Here is a 16,073-nt window from a genome sequence, read left to right as displayed (position 1 = left end):
AATTATTACTAATTTTGTATTAATTGAACATTATTCATATATGGAATTAAAACTTTTGGTACTACAATACTAGCATCTTCTTGCTGATAGTTTTCCATGACTGCTGCCAATGTTCTTCCTACAGCAAGACCTGAACCATTTAAAGTATGAGTAAAAGAAAGATTTTTATTATACTCAATACTACGGTAACGAGATTTTATTCTGCGAGATTGAAAGTCTCCCATATTTGAACATGATGAAATTTCTCGATAAGTATTTTGTGATGGAAACCATACCTCTAAATCATACGTTTTAACGGCACCAAAGCTCATGTCTCCAGTACATAGCAAAATTTTACGATAAGGTAATTCTAATAATTTTAATACTTTTTCTGCATGTTTTGTTATTTCTTCTAAAGTATTCATTGATCTTTCTGGTGTTACTATCTGAATAAGTTCAACCTTATCGAATTGATGCATGCGAATTAAACCCCTTACATCTCTTCCATAAGATCCTGCTTCAGAACGAAAACAAGGTGTATGTGCAGTTAATTTAATCGGTAATTTATCTTCTTCAAAGATTTTATTCTTTGCAAAATTGACTAATGGTACTTCAGAAGTAGGGATTAAGGAATAATTCTTAATTTCTGATTTATTTTTTGATGAGTTTATATGAAATATATCATTACTAAATTTTGGTAACTGCCCTGTGCCATACAAACTATCATTATTAACTAAATATGGAACATAAGTTTCTAGGTATCCATGTTCTGTAGTATGTAAATCGAGCATAAATTGTCCTAATGCTCGATGTAAACAAGCAATTTGCCCTTTCATTACTACAAATCTAGTGCCAGCTATTTTTACTGCAGAGATAAAATCAAGACCATGATTCATTTCACCTAATTCAACATGATCTTTTATTTGAAAATTAAAATCACGTAGTTTTCCCCAATAACTAATTTCTATATTTTCACTATTATTGTTTCCAAATGGTACTTCTTCTGCAGGTAAATTAGGTAATTGTAAATTAAAATCTTTTATTTGATTATTGAAATTATTCAACTCTTTTTTTATGTAATCTAATTTAGATTTTAATATCTTTATTTGTTCATGTATTTCACTGATATTTTGACCACTTTTTTTTATCTCATAAAGATACTTAGACTGTTCTTTATATGTTATATTTAATTCTTCATATTGCATCTGTAATGTTTTACGATTTTTTTCAAGTGAAATTATTTTTTTTAAGTCTAGTATATATCCTCTTCTTATTAATTTTTCTGCTATAAAGTGTGGTTCCTTACGTAGTAGATACGGATCTAGCATAACTACCCTATATGTTTAAATTTTATTGATTTAATTTTTTTCATTGTATAATATGCAGTTGGTGTTATTTAAATAAAATAAATATTATTTCTTAATATCAAAGAATATTTTATGTCGTTAATTATTTTATTTCGAATGTTTATATTTTTTAAAATATTCATTATTAAATAACTAATATATTCAATAATTTCATAATGATATTTTAGATGTATTTTGTAACAATTATAATAGCTATTTTATTTTTGACATCATTATTTAATATTGTATTATTTTGTATAAAATAAAATCAAAATTATTTTATAAATTCTTTTCAATATTAGATTCTATTAACCAAAGACATTGATCTAAAGCACGAGATGAATCAATTAATATGTCAGCTGTTACTACATCTTTTATATCATTAATAATCTTACGATTGTTTGTTGAAACAATATTATAACGTCTAGATAGTTCTTTTAAATGATTTTGTATATTATTAATATTACATGGATAATGTTTTAATGACGTTTTATTATAAACACTATCTATTGTGCCTAGTGCTATACCATTCAATTGAACAACGCGCTCTGCTATGATATCTTGATATTTAATAATTAAATTAAAACAATTATCTAACATTTTGTGTATCCCAATAAAATTAGCGCCCCTTATATTCCAATGTGCTTGCTTTGTAGTTAAAGATAAATCAATTAATTCTGCTAATAAGTAATTAAGTTTATCAATTATGTATATTTTATTATTACTATCTATATCACTACAAGTATAAATTAAATCAGAAGTTAAAAAATTTTTATCTGTAAGTTCAATATTTTGCATTTTTTTCTCATATTTATTATTAATGATCATTACATAATGTAAAATTCTAAAATGATTACATTCAAATAATATCATGTGTTTTATAAAATAAACAGAAAAAGTTTTTATTGATTAATAAATTAATTTTATTAGTGCCATTATGTAATATTAGTATATCTAGTGACTATAACAAATAATTTTATATGTAAAGAAATTCTAAAAAATATTTGTGGTTTATACTAAACCAAATATTTTATGGATAAAAAGAAATGTTTATTAGTTTGATATACTAGATTATCCTACTACCTAATATCATTTAGTATTTTTATACATGTATATAAGATAATACGTTGTATTTTTTATTTTTAAAAAAGTTATAAATATAACTATAATTTACTATTATTTAAAATATGTTTCTTTAAAATATAAATGAAATCAATTTAATTTTAAATTTTTATTTTCATTATATTTAGAAAGATTTGTTTGTTTAATTATTAAGTAAATATTACATGCAGAATTTATAATTAATAATTAGCAATGGCTTTTTTAAGATTTAAAATATTCAGATTAATTTATTATGTTATGAAATAAAAGAAAAATTGATAGAATAAAATTAAAATATAATAAGTAAAAATAATAGTTGAAACAATATGTTAAATTAAAAAAAGATAAAATTTTAGGTTTTATTTTTATCCATTTTTTAAATTATCGATACAAATAATACACAATTTAATTTTTATTTAAAGTTTTAAATACCAATCATTATGAATGAAAATAAATTTCATTTTTCTGAGGTTAATCATGAAAAAATTTTTATATTTATCAATATTAGCTTATATGATAATGCTATCAGGTTCAGTAAATGCAAATATTACAATTACAGGCGGAACTTCTCATGGTAATTCTATGCAAATACCATTAGATTCTAATGGTTTCAATTTAAAATATCGTTATGAAGTAGACTCTTATCCAATAAGTTTGATGGGTTCTTTAATTTATACTGAATGTAGTGCATTTAGTAAAAGATTTTACTTAAAAAGTCAATACGGCAGTATTGATGCTGCTCCTGTTTATCGTTTAAACCATTGGGCTAGTATTTATGGAGGTATTGGTTTAGGATTTAGTAAATTTCATAGCAAACATATAATCTTTACTAACAATCAATTTAGTTTCAATGATTTTGGAATTGCTTTAATAGCAGGAATGCAATTTAATCCAACAAAGCATTTTATAATTGATTTAGGTTATGAAAGAACTATTATGCATCAATATAACATTAACAATATATTTGCTGGAATAGGTTATATTTTTTAATGTTTTAATAAGACGGTCTTCATAGGCCGTCTTCAAAAAAATGTTGATTAGGTTGTTTTTATTAATTATATAAATTCTTTTTTAGTGTTTTAATATAGTTATTACAATTAGATACAATGAATTTATTATTTTATTATTAAGTAAGAATCAATTATTGATAATGATAAATGTTGTTATATCATTATTTAAAATAGTAAGCTATATAATCTTATGATAAAATTAGTGTTTATATTGATAATTGTATTTTCTATTTTTTTTATTTTATAAGATAATCGATATATATAATTGTGCTAAATTTTTTTCAGAATATTAAAATATAATTTATTTATTAAACTTATTGCTAAATTCAAATTAATCAAAAATTTTTTATTAAATCATATTTTAATAGTCATTATAATTATTAATTTATTTTATTGTGGGTTACATTATTTATTTTTTAATATTATTATTTATTTCTAATTACTACAAAATAATATATTTATTTTTTCTATTAAAAAACTAAATATATTTTTAATTCATTTAAAAATGATAAATAATTTTATATGAATATTTATAATATAAAATGTATGCAAATGAAATTCTAAATAATGAATTTCTATAATATTAGAATATGTTTATATTATCTTCTTCAAAGAAAAAATCTAATTATAATTTAATAAGTTTTAGTTGATTATTATATGTGTAAATAAAAATAGTAATAAATGGAAAAATTGACATGGCAAAAATAATTAAAAATGTATTTAATTTTATACAAAAAAAACAAAAAAAAATTAATAATAATGTTAAAAGTTTCCAAAATGTAAGAAAAGCACATCGCTACGAACTTATTGATGATTACATAGAATTAATACATAATTTAACAATAGAATTTGGTGAAGCACGTCAAATAGATATAGCAATGAGACTAGGAGTATCTCAGCCTACAGTTGCAAAAATGTTAAAACGTCTCAGTAGTTACGAACTGATCATACAAATACCTTATCGTAGTATATTTTTAACTGATAAAGGAAAAAAACTTGCTCAAAAAAATTTATTAAGACATCAAATTGTTGAAAAATTTTTATTAACTTTAGGTGTTGACCACGAAACTGCTAATTTAGATTCTGAAGGTATTGAGCATCATGTAAGTGATGTAACATTAGAAGCTTTTAAAAAATTTTATAAAAAATTTTAAGTAATAAAATATATCATATGATTATTTATTTAAAAACTACTTTAGTAATATGAATCTTAATATCAACTATTTTTATTAAATATATTACTTAATTATTTAGCAGTTATTTATGAATAAATATTCAATAATAATTTTATTTATTATATATTTCAATAAAAATATAATTTACTAAACATTTAATTTTTAACAACAGTATCTTTTTTATTTATCTAATATTTAAAATTTATTTTTACAATAAACAATTAAATAAATTTTTATATAATATGAATAAAATAATTAGTAAACATTAAAAAAATAAATATTTTTTATAATTAATGCTTTTTGATAAACATATTGTAATTAATTTAAGATCTAATTATCAAAAAAAAATGTTAAAATAAGGGAAATATTTTTTAATAAGGATAAAACAATATATTTTGTAATTTAATAATAGACAGATGTCATTATGTTAACAAAATTTATTCGTTTATAAAACTTAATAATTAAAAAAATACTATAATTTTTTATAATAGTAAAGTTAATTTATTTATTATCAAAATTGAATAAAAATATTATTAATAAAAATTTATTGCACTACTAATTTATCATTAAGGATATCATTTATGAGTGATCCCTTTAAAATTTTGAATAACATTCGTACATTACGTGCTCAAACCCGTGAACTTCCTTTAGCTGATTTAGAAGAGATACTTGAAAAATTAACAGTAGTAGTTACTGAACGTCGTGAAGAAGCTGAAACAGAAGAACTTCAAAACCGAGAGAAGAAAGAAAAATTATCTAAATATCGTAAAATGTTATTGGAAGATGGTATCGATCCTAATGAATTATTAGGTGTAATAGAAGTAGGCAAAAAGCGTAATAAGCGTATTCCAAGACCAGCAAAATATTTTTATACTGATGAAAACGGAACAAGAAAATCGTGGACTGGTCAAGGTAGAACACCTGTAGCAATCAAAAAAGCCATAGCATCAGGAAAAAATTTAGATAGCTTCCGTATTATAGATTAACTATCTATTTAAGATAGTAGCTGAGAGCCCTTTAAGGCACTCGGCTTCTTATGTTTTTAATAATTTATATGTAAACATAAGTTACGAAACGATATATCATGTTTTTAAAAATTCATGTTTAATTATAATATTAATAAGACATTAGATGATAAAATATAACTTTAAATTTAATTACAAACTTCGCAATCAATATCTTTATTAATTCTTATATAATTAAATTCTAGACTTAATGCATCATAGATTAATAAATACTCTGTTAATATTGTCCCATAGTTAGTTAATAATTTAATTGCTTCCATTGACTGCATTGCACCAATTATACCAACAATCGGTGACATTATCCCTTGATCTATGCAATTAGAATTATTTCTATCAAAAAGACGACTTATACATCGATAGCATGGAGTAGATGGTTTCCAATTAAAAATACTTAAGTATCCTTCCATACGAATTGCTGCTCCAGATACTAATGGTATTTTATAATTAAAACATAAACGGTTAATTTGTTCTCGACATATAATATTATCAGTACAATCAATAATTATTTTTTGTCGTTTTATAATTTCTAACATAGTACTGTCTGATAATCTATCATATATCACATTTATCAAACAGTATGGATTAATTTTATGTAAATCTTCTGCAGCTGAATATACCTTGGGTTTATTAACATTGATATCATGATGCAAAATTTGTCGATGTAAATTGGATATTACAACAATATCAAAATCTATTAAAGTAATTTCTCCTATTCCTGCTGCTACCATATAAATTGCAGATGCGCAACCTAATCCACCTAAACCAATGATCGCTGCTTTACCAGATTTTATCTTTTGTTGTCCATTGAAATTAAATTTATTTAATTTTATTTGTTCTATATAACGTGATATTTCTTTTTTACTATTTAAACTTGACATTTACCCCTCAAGTAATTCGTTAAAAAGTTCAATTTCTACCCATTCACCGACTTCTACATTACCCCTTTCAGCCTCTAATATGATAAAACAATTAGCTTTTGTGAAAGAAGCATAAATATGTGAATCTTGTATTCCTGTAGTATAAACTTCCATTATCTCGTTTTGTTTATTATAAAATAAAAAACCCCTTTGAAATTCAACAATGCCAGGTGTTTTTTTTAAATAAGTGGCAACACGTACTTTATAACGTTGTTGTAAAAAAGATGGATAATTTTGTCCCATACATTTTAAAATAAATGGAGTTGCTAAATGATAAAATGTTACAATAGCAGAAACTGGATTGCCTGGTAATCCAATAAACCAACTTTCATTTAAACTACCAAAAACAAAAGGCTTACCAGGTTTTATAGCTACTTTATAAAAAATAATTTTTCCTAATTCTTTTAAAATATTTCTAATAAAATCAGTTTTACCAACAGATACACTACCGGTAGTAATTACTATATCAGAACAATTATCTGCTTCTTTAACAGCATTTCTTATATCTTTAATATTATCTTTAACGATACCAAGATCTACTACTTCACAACCTAATTTATTTAACATCAAAGAAATAGCCAATCTATTAATATCATAAATTTGGCCAAATTGTATTTTTTCACTAATAGATTTTAATTCATCTCCTGTAGAAAAAATCGCAACACGGAGTTTACGTATTACATTTATTTCAACAATACCTAAAGAAGCAATTAATGGTAATTCTGAGATACTAATTTTCACGCCTGAATTAATTACAATATCACCATTTTTAATATTTTCACCAGTCCAACGAATATTTTGTCCTAAAACAATCGGTTTTTCAATAATTATATTATTATCGAAAATTTTAATATCTTCTTGTTTTATTACTACATCACATCCTTTTGGTATTATAGCACCAGTCATTATACGTAATGCACTACCATTAGGCCAATTTTTATCAAATGGTTTACCAGCTAATGACTGACCATGTATTTTTAATGAATTATTAATTTTAGCATCATTAAATCTTATAGCATACCCATCCATTGCTGCACTATTAAATGATGGTAAATTTATAGGTGATATTATAGATTCAGCTGTAATTCTACCTAAAGAATTAATGGTTGGTATAGATATGGATTGTTCTATTTTTTTAGCTTGCATTAACATATTTTCTTTAGCTTTTTTGAAAGATATTAATTTTTCAGCAGCAATTTTCATTATAATTTAATTAGAGTTCGTTAGATTAGAAAAAATAAAAAGATCATCTTTATTTTAATTGATTATATTTTTTAAATAATATAATTTTTTAATATATAAAGCATTTATTATTTATAATTTAATAAATAATAAAATAATATTGTTAAATTTTATGTTAAATTGTATAGTTTGTCTTAGATGAGACACATATATAAAATTAATTAATAATATATTTTAATATTTTCATGATTTTATTATAATATTTAGCATATTAATTATTATTTTAAATAGATTATTTTACTCAAGATAAAAATATTTTTAGTAATAAATTACCTTTGGGATAAAAAATACCAAAGTAACCAAAAATAATATGATTATCATAAATTTATGATAGATGATTAAATAATTTATTTATTGACTTTAAATATCAAAATAATAATAAATTTAAAAAGAGTAAAAATTAGTTATAATAATATAAATAATTAGCTGTTAGTTATATATTTAGCTAAAGGAAAAAATTAAGTTTTATATTAATTAATAAAATATATAAGAACAAAAAATTAACTTTAGATATTACAATTAACTTTTAATATGTTAATAATATCTTTTTATTAAAACATTAAATAAAAATTTGATAACTACATATGATAAATATTCGAACTGTTTTTTTTATAATATTTTTAATTATACCGATTTTATTTGTTATGCCTCCTAATATTTATGCTGAAACAGAAGCAGAAATACCTTCATCTCTAAAAATTGAAGCAGAAATACCTTCATCTCCAAAAATTGAAGCAGAAATACCTTCATCTCCAAAAATTGAAGCAGAAATACCTTCATCTCCAAAAATTGAAGCAGAAATACCTTTAGCTCCAAAAATTAATGCTAAGGCTTGGATTCTTATTGATTATTCTAATGGCAAAGTATTATCAGAATTTAATGCTGATACACGACTTAATCCAGCTAGTCTTACAAAAATGATGACTAGTTATGTAGTTGGACAAAAAATCAAAACTGGTAAAATTAAATATGAAGATTTAGTAACTATAGATCAAGATGCATGGGCCCCTGGTAATCAATTATTACAGGGTTCATCTTTAATGTTCCTTAAACCAGGTGATCAAGTATCTGTATATAATTTAAATAAAGGAATTGTAATTCAATCGGGTAATGATGCTTGTATAGCATTAGCTGATCATTTAGAAGGCAGTCAAGATGCATTTGTTGATTTAATGAATTACTATGTTAAAGCATTAGGATTAAAAAATACTCATTTTATGACAGTACATGGCCTTGATTCTGAAGGACAATACAGTACTGCTCGTGATATGGCACTAATTGCTCAAGCTTTAATTCGTGATGTTCCAGAAGAATATGAGTTAAACAAAGAAAAAGAATTTACTTTTAATAATATTAGGCAAATTAATCGTAATAAACTTTTATGGAATCATCTTTTAAAAATTGATGGTATTAAAACTGGTCATACAGCAGGTGCAGGATATAATTTAGTAGCATCTGCAGTGGAAAATAATACTCGTTTAATTTCAGTTATACTTGGTGCTCATAGTGATACTATTCGTTTTAAGGATAGTGAAAGATTATTGATTTGGGGTTTTAATTTTTTTGAAACAGTAACTCCTATTAAAGCTAATACACCTTTTACACAGCAAAGAGTATGGTTTGGAAATAAACGTAAAATCAATATAGGCGTAAATAAAGATATATCTTTAAGTATGATTAAAGGGCAAAAAAGGGATATTAAAATACATTTTAATTTAAATACAAATCGATTAAATGCTCCTTTGAATAAAAATCAAATCATTGGAACGGTTGATTTTCAAATTAATGGTAAGAATTCAGGACATTGTTCATTGATATCACTTGATGATGTTGAAATAGGTAATATTTTTAGTAGGTTTATCGATTTTATAATAATGAAAATTACTGATTGGATAAGTATTTGGTTATAAAATAGAAGCAAAAGTGTATTTTTTAAATATAATTGATATTGATTTATAAATTTTTAAAATATTTTATTTGTTTTTTCGGAGATTTCATGAAATCAGTTACTGATTTAATTTCCAATCATCGTTCTATTCGTAATTTTACTAATCAAAGTATTAGTAAAGAACAAAGTACAATAATAATTAATGCAGCACAATCAGCTTCTACATCAAGTTTTTTACAATGTTCTTCTATTATACAGGTTACAAATAAATTATTACGTTCTCAAATTGCAATATTATCTAATAACCAAAAGTGGATAAACGAATCTGCTGAATTTTGGATATTTTGCGCTGATTTTAATCGTCATTTACAAATTTGTCCTAATGCTAAACTTGGTTGTATTGAACATCTTATTATCGGTTGTATTGATACCGCGCTAATGGCACAAAATGCTATTATTTCTGCAGAATCAATGGGATTGGGAGGTGTTTTTATAGGTGGTATACGTAATAACATAGAAGAAATTGTAAAATTATTGAAATTACCAAAGTTTGTATTACCACTATTTGGATTGTGTTTAGGTTATCCTCTATATATACCTGAAAAAAAACCCCGGATACCACAAGAAATAATTGTCCATGAGAACCAATACCATTTAATCAATAAAAATATACTTAAAGAATACAATATAAATATTGAAAATTATTATCAATATCGTAGTAATAACAAACGTATTGAAAATTGGAATCAATTAATACAAAGATTAATGACCAAAGAAATGAGACCTTTCATGCTTAGTTTTTTACATAAGCAAGGTTGGGCAATATATTAAAAATAATTTTTTTAAGGAATTAGATGAAAATAGCAATTTTATCACGTGATAAAACGCTTTATTCTTGTTTACGTTTAATAAAAGTAGCTAAAAATCGTGGATATTTTATAAAAAATATTAATCCATTATCATGTTATATAAATATTAATCCTATTTCACCAAGTATTTATGTTAATGGTGAATTATTAGAATATTTTCATGCTGTTATTCCTCGTATAGGAGTATCTACTTCTTTTTATGGCGTTAATTTATTACGTCAATTTGAAATTTGTGGAAGTTATTCAGTTAATAAATCAAAAGCAATAATTAAAGCACGTGATAAATTATGTTCATTACAATTGTTAGCAGCATCAGGTATAGATATTCCCATAACTAGTTTTGTTTCTTGGCATGAAAATACTAAAAATTTAATTAATTTAGTAGGTGGTCCACCTTTAATAGTAAAACTAGTAGAAGGTAGTCAAGGTATTGGTGTAGTAATAGCTGAAACATATAGAGCAGCAGAAAGTATAATAGACGCTTTTCGTATTATGAACGCTAATATTTTAATACAAGAATTTATTAAAGAAGCTGAAGGTTGTGATATTCGATGTTTAGTTATAAATAAAATAGTAGTAGCTGCAATAGAAAGACAATCAAAGATAGGAGATTTTCGTTCTAATTTACACAGAGGTGGAAAAGCATATTCAATAAACGTTACAGAGCAAGAACGTTTAATAGCAATTAAGGCTGCCAGTATCTTGAATCTAGAAGTAGTAGGAGTTGATATAATCAGATCTAACAGGGGTCCGTTAGTTACAGAAATTAATGTATCTCCTGGTTTAGAAGGAATTGAGAATATAAGTGGCTTAAATATTGCTAGTATGATAATTGACTTAATTGAAAAAAATGTTTTTCAATAAAATAATAAATAGTTAAACATGCTATGTAAAGATATTTTTAGCGACTACGAAAAGTGATTCTTCCTTTACTTAAATCATATGGGGTTAGTTCAACTGTTACTTTATCTCCTGTCAGAATTCGAATATAATTTTTGCGCATTTTACCGGAAATATGGGCAGTTATCACATGTCCATTTTCAAGAGCTACTCTAAACATAGTATTTGGCAAAGTATCTAACACAGTGCCCTGCATTTCAATATTATCTTCTTTAACCATTAGATATCCTAAAACTCCCATATATATAATATTTTTTATTTAAATTCATTTAATACACTAAAAATTGTTATACTGATAATTTTTATATAACTAATAATTAAAAATTAGTTTAATTAATTAAACATCACTTTGTTTTAACAAGCAATCCAGATAATGTTCAGCATCAAGTGCTGCCATACAACCGGTACTAGCTGAAGTTATTGCTTGACGATAAACATAGTCTGTTACATCACCAGCAGCAAATACACCAGGTATATTGGTCTTGGTTGCATTACCATGAATTCCAGATTGGACTTCTATGTATCCATTATTTAATTTTAATTGATTGTTTAAAAAATTTGTGTTTGGAATATTTCCAATTGCAATGAATACGCCTGTTATATTTAACAATTTATCCTCTACATTGCTTTGTTTATGTAAATTACAATTTAATATTAATCCACTCACTCCTACCTGATTTCCTATAATTTCTTTTAATACATAATTCATATGTAAAATAATTTTACCTTCTTCTACCTTTTTCATTAATCGATCAATTAAAATTTTTTCAGCATTAAAAGTATCACGTCTATGAACTAAATGAACTTCCGATGCTATATTAGCCAAATACAGAGATTCTTCAATTGCAGTATTTCCCCCGCCAATAACCGCTATTTTTTGATTTTGATAAAAAAAACCATCACAAGTTGCACAATATGAAACGCCCTTGCCTTTGAAAGTTTCTTCTGACTTTAAACCTATACGACGCACAGATGCTCCTGTAGCTATTATCAAAGCATCACAACTATACTCAGTATTACCCATCAAATAAAAAGGTCTAGTTTTTAAATTAATTTTTTCTATATGATCAAAAACTATTTGCGTATTAAATTTTTTAGCATGCTGATACATACGTTCCATTAATGATGGACCTGTTAAATCAGAATGATCACCAGGCCAATTTTCTATTTCCCTTGTATTAATGAGCTGTCCTCCTCTTTCTAAACCAGTAATTAAAACTGGATTAAGATTTGCACGAGCAGCATAAATAGCTGCAGTGTAACCGGCTGGGCCAGATCCTAAAATTATTAATTTAAAATGATTTTTTACTTTCATATATTACTCGATAATTAATTTTTAATAGATCTTTACATATAATCAGCGGCTTCACAATATACCTTTTTAATACTTAACATACAATAAAATATTGATATGTAATTCCTATTAATATAAGACATTTCCTACCAATTATATATTTATAGCAATACATTTGTATTATATCAAAAAAATAGAAATTTGTTTACAAAACTTGAATATCTTTTAATAAAAATTAAATCATAATAAATATCACACTTCGCAACAAATAAATATTACATTATTTATTTTAATCTCTTAAATATTTTTTGGCAAACAAATAAAATTTTAAATAATCAATCATCTAATAATTCTACTATAAAAATAATGAAACTAATATAAACATAGTTAAATAATTATTAATTTTGTTATATCAGATCAAATCATGTTTTTATAATTTATAGTTTTTCTTCATAAATACATATTACATGACCGCATATCATCCATAATTTCATGTTTCTTATAACTAATTAACAATTAAAAAATTATTATATAACTTTTTAATTGTTAATCCAAATCATTAAAACACGAATAACTTAAATTAATAATAATTTTTTTAATAAATAGATAGTTCCAATAGGTAACATAATGATAATAAATGTGATATTTAGATATCATTTATTATAAGTCATTCAATACAATAATATCTAAAGTATTTCTATTTTATAGACAACCAATTGTTTATATACTCTATTTACACCCTATCAATATAGTAGATAAGAAATGTATTTTTTGTACTAATTTAAATTTTCTAATAAAACAAATAATTTTTTATCTTGCTATTCACAATATTATTTCTACCAAATTTAATTATTTTTATCAACACAAAATACAATAAAAAAACATATATCTTTTGTTTCAATTATAAACCTATCATAACTATACTAACAATTAGTAATATGCATATGAATATATGAATTAAGCATCCCACTAAATATTTATTAAAAGAGAGGTAGGATTTTGCAATTGAATATTAGAGAATTAATAGCTCAATATGGATATTTAGCACTTTTTGTTGGATGCATTGCAGAAGGAGAAACATTTACACTAATTGGTGGTATTACTATCAATGAAGGATTATTAAACTTTACTGGAGTATTATTTGCAACTATGGCAGGAGCAATACTTGGCGATCAATTACTTTATTGGATTGGACGTAAATATGGAACAAGAATATTACAGAAATTAAAAAATCATAAAAATAAAATAATAAAAACAAGAAAATTAATTAAAAGTCAACCTAGTTTATTTGTTATTGGTGTTAGATTTATGTATGGCTTTCGTATTATTGGGCCAATCATTATAGGTGCAACTCGTTTAAATTCAATGAAATTTTTTATATTAAATGTAATAGGAGCAGTTATATGGTCATTTACATTTATTACTATGGGTTATTATGCTGGAAGTATTATTATTCCTTGGCTGTATAAATTCCACCAAAATTTGAAATATTTATTTTGGATTTTTATTGCTTTAATTGTTATATTATTGATAAGCTACATATTTTATTTTTTTATATACAAAAAAAAATAAAAATGATTAATTTTATACAAAGAATAAATAAATTGATTACTATGAAACAAATAAAAAAATAAACAATTTAGATATTTTTATTAATCAGTTATTACTAAATGATATAAAATAGTTTATATTAAAAATAACAATCTTAATACTTAAAAACTGATAATATAAAAATATTTATTTTTTTTTAAAAAAATTATCTTACTTTTTAAAGTATTTTTATCTCCCTTTCTCCATTTAAATAGAGGAGATAGGGAGACTGTATAATTATTTATTACGATCACCGCCAATTTTAAGTAATAAATTAAATAGATTAATAAAATCTAAATAGAGAATTAAAGCGCCTAATATTGAACTACGACGTAAAGCATCACTATCACTCATATCAATTTGATTACCAATAATTTTCAATTTTTGTGTATCACATGCTGTTAAAAAAACAAATAATAATATACTAATATAAGTTAAAAACCACATTAACATTGAACTTTTTAATAAAAAATTTATTAATGAAGATAGCACAATTCCAATTAAAGCCATAAGTACTATATTATTAAGTCGGCTTAAATCTCTCTTTGTAACATAACCATAAATACTCATTATACCAAACATAGCTGCTGCTATACAAAAAGTAGTTACAATAGATGAACTTGTATAAATTAAAAAAATATATGACATTACTAGTCCAGTTAACATAGAGTAAAGCATAAACATCCCAGTTATTGCTGAGGCGCTTAAATTAACAATTGAACTAGAAATGAAAATTGATACAGCTAATTGTGTAATAATTAATGTAAAAAGAATGTTTTTATTGTTAACAATCAATTCCATTAAGGTAGGTATTCGAATAGATAACCAAGCAACAACAGATGTTAATATTAGACCACATGTCATCCATCCGTATACTTGGGCCATATAAGTTTGTAATTCTTGTGATGATTGTCGTAAAATTGAATCACTTTGTGAATATCGATTCATGATTCATACCTCTTTTAATAAAACTAAGGACGTTATTTGCAAATATATATTTGTAAAATAAATTATTCATAACGTTTTATTAATAAATAGTACTATTATTAATTAAAAATATTATTTTTATAATCTTTCTCCTTATCAAGGACAAGGCAGTCATAAATATTCTCTTATTATACTTTTTTATTATATAAAAAGAAATTACTTATATAGTAATAAAAGTTAAATATAACACCAATTTTTGATTATATAGAATAATTAGTATTTATTTTAAAACAAATATATTTTGTTATATTTTAAATTTCATTTATTAATTTAATTAGTTGTTTAAATAAAGAACATTAATTCCAGTAAACTAACTTTTCATAATCACTATTACGTATATCAATCCAACGACTACCAAAAACAGTTGTTTCACATTTCCAAAACAACGCACGAGTTTTTATATGATCTATGATATATTCTATAGCTTCAAAAGCTTCACTACGATGAATGCTATTAACACCAATAAAAACTATTTCATTACCAGGAATTAACGTTCCAAAACGATGAATGATTGTAACACGTTGCAAGAACCAACGTTGTCGTGCCTCACTGATTATTGTTTGCAATATTTTTTCTGTCATATTTGGATAGTATTCTAAGGTTAATTTTGTTACTTTATCACCGCAATTATAATTACGAACTTTTCCAACAAATATGACTGTAGCACCATTTTCCATACAGTTATTTAACCAAGAATATTCTTTTTTTATGTCAAAAGGTTTTTTATTAATAATAACCTTAGTTATCATT

Annotated in this window: 15 protein-coding genes; 7 read left to right on the top strand and 8 right to left on the bottom strand. The window is 23.8% G+C overall.

Annotated elements, in window-relative coordinates; all coding sequences use genetic code 11:
- Nucleotides 1–8: 8 nt before the first annotated feature.
- Nucleotides 9–1,307 carry a serine--tRNA ligase gene (gene serS, locus CRV12_RS00470; protein ID WP_136130692.1) on the bottom strand — a complete coding sequence of 433 codons (1,299 nt, stop codon included), beginning with the start codon at nucleotides 1,305–1,307 and terminating at the stop codon, nucleotides 9–11.
- Nucleotides 1,308–1,604: 297 nt separating this feature from the next.
- Nucleotides 1,605–2,123, bottom strand: coding sequence for a DNA starvation/stationary phase protection protein Dps (gene dps, locus CRV12_RS00465; RefSeq protein ID WP_136130691.1), 519 nt, complete (start codon nucleotides 2,121–2,123; stop codon nucleotides 1,605–1,607).
- Between the two features lie 780 nt (nucleotides 2,124–2,903).
- Here dps and CRV12_RS00460 point away from each other — a divergent pair.
- The 3 genes from CRV12_RS00460 (at nucleotide 2,904) to CRV12_RS00450 (ending at nucleotide 5,597) form a co-directional block, all read left to right on the top strand.
- Entirely contained in the window at nucleotides 2,904–3,416 is a 513-nt protein-coding gene (locus tag CRV12_RS00460; RefSeq protein ID WP_158676338.1) for an Ail/Lom family outer membrane beta-barrel protein, read from the top strand.
- Between the two features lie 715 nt (nucleotides 3,417–4,131).
- Entirely contained in the window at nucleotides 4,132–4,590 is a 459-nt protein-coding gene (gene mntR, locus CRV12_RS00455; RefSeq protein ID WP_136130689.1) for a manganese-binding transcriptional regulator MntR, read from the top strand.
- Between the two features lie 602 nt (nucleotides 4,591–5,192).
- Nucleotides 5,193–5,597 carry an H-NS family histone-like protein gene (locus CRV12_RS00450; protein ID WP_136130688.1) on the top strand — a complete coding sequence of 135 codons (405 nt, stop codon included), beginning with the start codon at nucleotides 5,193–5,195 and terminating at the stop codon, nucleotides 5,595–5,597.
- Between the two features lie 167 nt (nucleotides 5,598–5,764).
- Here CRV12_RS00450 and moeB read toward each other — a convergent pair whose 3' ends face one another.
- Together moeB and moeA are read right to left on the bottom strand one after the other, a co-directional pair.
- Nucleotides 5,765–6,514, bottom strand: a complete 750-nt coding sequence (gene moeB / locus CRV12_RS00445) for a molybdopterin-synthase adenylyltransferase MoeB (protein WP_136130687.1) — start codon at nucleotides 6,512–6,514, stop codon at nucleotides 5,765–5,767.
- Nucleotides 6,515–7,756 carry a molybdopterin molybdotransferase MoeA gene (gene moeA / locus CRV12_RS00440; protein WP_136130686.1) on the bottom strand — a complete coding sequence of 414 codons (1,242 nt, stop codon included), beginning with the start codon at nucleotides 7,754–7,756 and terminating at the stop codon, nucleotides 6,515–6,517.
- A gap of 683 nt (nucleotides 7,757–8,439) precedes the next feature.
- Between moeA and CRV12_RS00435 the strand changes: the two genes are divergently transcribed.
- The 3 genes from CRV12_RS00435 (at nucleotide 8,440) to rimK (ending at nucleotide 11,416) form a co-directional block, all read left to right on the top strand.
- Nucleotides 8,440–9,705: a serine hydrolase gene (locus CRV12_RS00435; RefSeq protein WP_136130913.1), complete on the top strand. Its 1,266-nt coding sequence runs from the start codon at nucleotides 8,440–8,442 to the stop codon at nucleotides 9,703–9,705.
- Nucleotides 9,706–9,791: 86 nt separating this feature from the next.
- Nucleotides 9,792–10,514 (top strand): oxygen-insensitive NADPH nitroreductase, encoded by a 723-nt coding sequence (nfsA, locus tag CRV12_RS00430; protein ID WP_136130685.1) that lies wholly within the window; start codon nucleotides 9,792–9,794, stop codon nucleotides 10,512–10,514.
- Between the two features lie 23 nt (nucleotides 10,515–10,537).
- Complete coding sequence (gene rimK, locus CRV12_RS00425; protein WP_136130684.1) at nucleotides 10,538–11,416, top strand: 30S ribosomal protein S6--L-glutamate ligase; 879 nt, start codon at nucleotides 10,538–10,540, stop codon at nucleotides 11,414–11,416.
- Between the two features lie 37 nt (nucleotides 11,417–11,453).
- Here rimK and infA read toward each other — a convergent pair whose 3' ends face one another.
- Together infA and trxB are read right to left on the bottom strand one after the other, a co-directional pair.
- Nucleotides 11,454–11,672: a translation initiation factor IF-1 gene (infA, locus tag CRV12_RS00420; protein ID WP_136130912.1), complete on the bottom strand. Its 219-nt coding sequence runs from the start codon at nucleotides 11,670–11,672 to the stop codon at nucleotides 11,454–11,456.
- A gap of 117 nt (nucleotides 11,673–11,789) precedes the next feature.
- Nucleotides 11,790–12,767, bottom strand: a complete 978-nt coding sequence (gene trxB, locus CRV12_RS00415; protein WP_136130683.1) for a thioredoxin-disulfide reductase — start codon at nucleotides 12,765–12,767, stop codon at nucleotides 11,790–11,792.
- A 978-nt stretch (nucleotides 12,768–13,745) separates the two neighbouring features.
- Between trxB and CRV12_RS00410 the strand changes: the two genes are divergently transcribed.
- Nucleotides 13,746–14,318 carry a DedA family protein gene (locus CRV12_RS00410; RefSeq protein WP_136130682.1) on the top strand — a complete coding sequence of 191 codons (573 nt, stop codon included), beginning with the start codon at nucleotides 13,746–13,748 and terminating at the stop codon, nucleotides 14,316–14,318.
- A gap of 255 nt (nucleotides 14,319–14,573) precedes the next feature.
- Here CRV12_RS00410 and CRV12_RS00405 read toward each other — a convergent pair whose 3' ends face one another.
- Nucleotides 14,574–15,284 (bottom strand): Bax inhibitor-1/YccA family protein, encoded by a 711-nt coding sequence (locus CRV12_RS00405; protein ID WP_136130681.1) that lies wholly within the window; start codon nucleotides 15,282–15,284, stop codon nucleotides 14,574–14,576.
- 335 nt (nucleotides 15,285–15,619) lie between these two features.
- Nucleotides 15,620–16,072, bottom strand: a complete 453-nt coding sequence (moaE, locus tag CRV12_RS00400; RefSeq protein ID WP_136130680.1) for a molybdopterin synthase catalytic subunit MoaE — start codon at nucleotides 16,070–16,072, stop codon at nucleotides 15,620–15,622.
- Nucleotide 16,073 lies beyond the last annotated feature (1 nt).

Origin of the sequence: Candidatus Pantoea edessiphila (assembly GCF_002933315.1) — a bacterium.
In the GTDB taxonomy this organism is placed as follows: Bacteria; Pseudomonadota; Gammaproteobacteria; order Enterobacterales; family Enterobacteriaceae; genus Pantoea_C.
This window is presented reverse-complemented; position numbering and strand designations above follow the sequence as displayed.

Coding starts and splice junctions, on each gene's coding strand:
- CRV12_RS00405 (WP_136130681.1), bottom strand. CDS start 15,284: ATGAATCGATATTCACAAAGTGATTCAATTTTACGACAATCATCACAA.
- mntR (WP_136130689.1), top strand. CDS start 4,132: ATGGCAAAAATAATTAAAAATGTATTTAATTTTATACAAAAAAAACAA.
- moeB (WP_136130687.1), bottom strand. CDS start 6,514: ATGTCAAGTTTAAATAGTAAAAAAGAAATATCACGTTATATAGAACAA.
- moeA (WP_136130686.1), bottom strand. CDS start 7,756: ATGAAAATTGCTGCTGAAAAATTAATATCTTTCAAAAAAGCTAAAGAA.
- CRV12_RS00460 (WP_158676338.1), top strand. CDS start 2,904: ATGAAAAAATTTTTATATTTATCAATATTAGCTTATATGATAATGCTA.
- dps (WP_136130691.1), bottom strand. CDS start 2,123: ATGCAAAATATTGAACTTACAGATAAAAATTTTTTAACTTCTGATTTA.
- rimK (WP_136130684.1), top strand. CDS start 10,538: ATGAAAATAGCAATTTTATCACGTGATAAAACGCTTTATTCTTGTTTA.
- infA (WP_136130912.1), bottom strand. CDS start 11,672: ATGGTTAAAGAAGATAATATTGAAATGCAGGGCACTGTGTTAGATACT.
- CRV12_RS00435 (WP_136130913.1), top strand. CDS start 8,440: ATGCCTCCTAATATTTATGCTGAAACAGAAGCAGAAATACCTTCATCT.
- CRV12_RS00450 (WP_136130688.1), top strand. CDS start 5,193: ATGAGTGATCCCTTTAAAATTTTGAATAACATTCGTACATTACGTGCT.
- moaE (WP_136130680.1), bottom strand. CDS start 16,072: ATGATAACTAAGGTTATTATTAATAAAAAACCTTTTGACATAAAAAAA.
- serS (WP_136130692.1), bottom strand. CDS start 1,307: ATGCTAGATCCGTATCTACTACGTAAGGAACCACACTTTATAGCAGAA.
- trxB (WP_136130683.1), bottom strand. CDS start 12,767: ATGAAAGTAAAAAATCATTTTAAATTAATAATTTTAGGATCTGGCCCA.
- nfsA (WP_136130685.1), top strand. CDS start 9,792: ATGAAATCAGTTACTGATTTAATTTCCAATCATCGTTCTATTCGTAAT.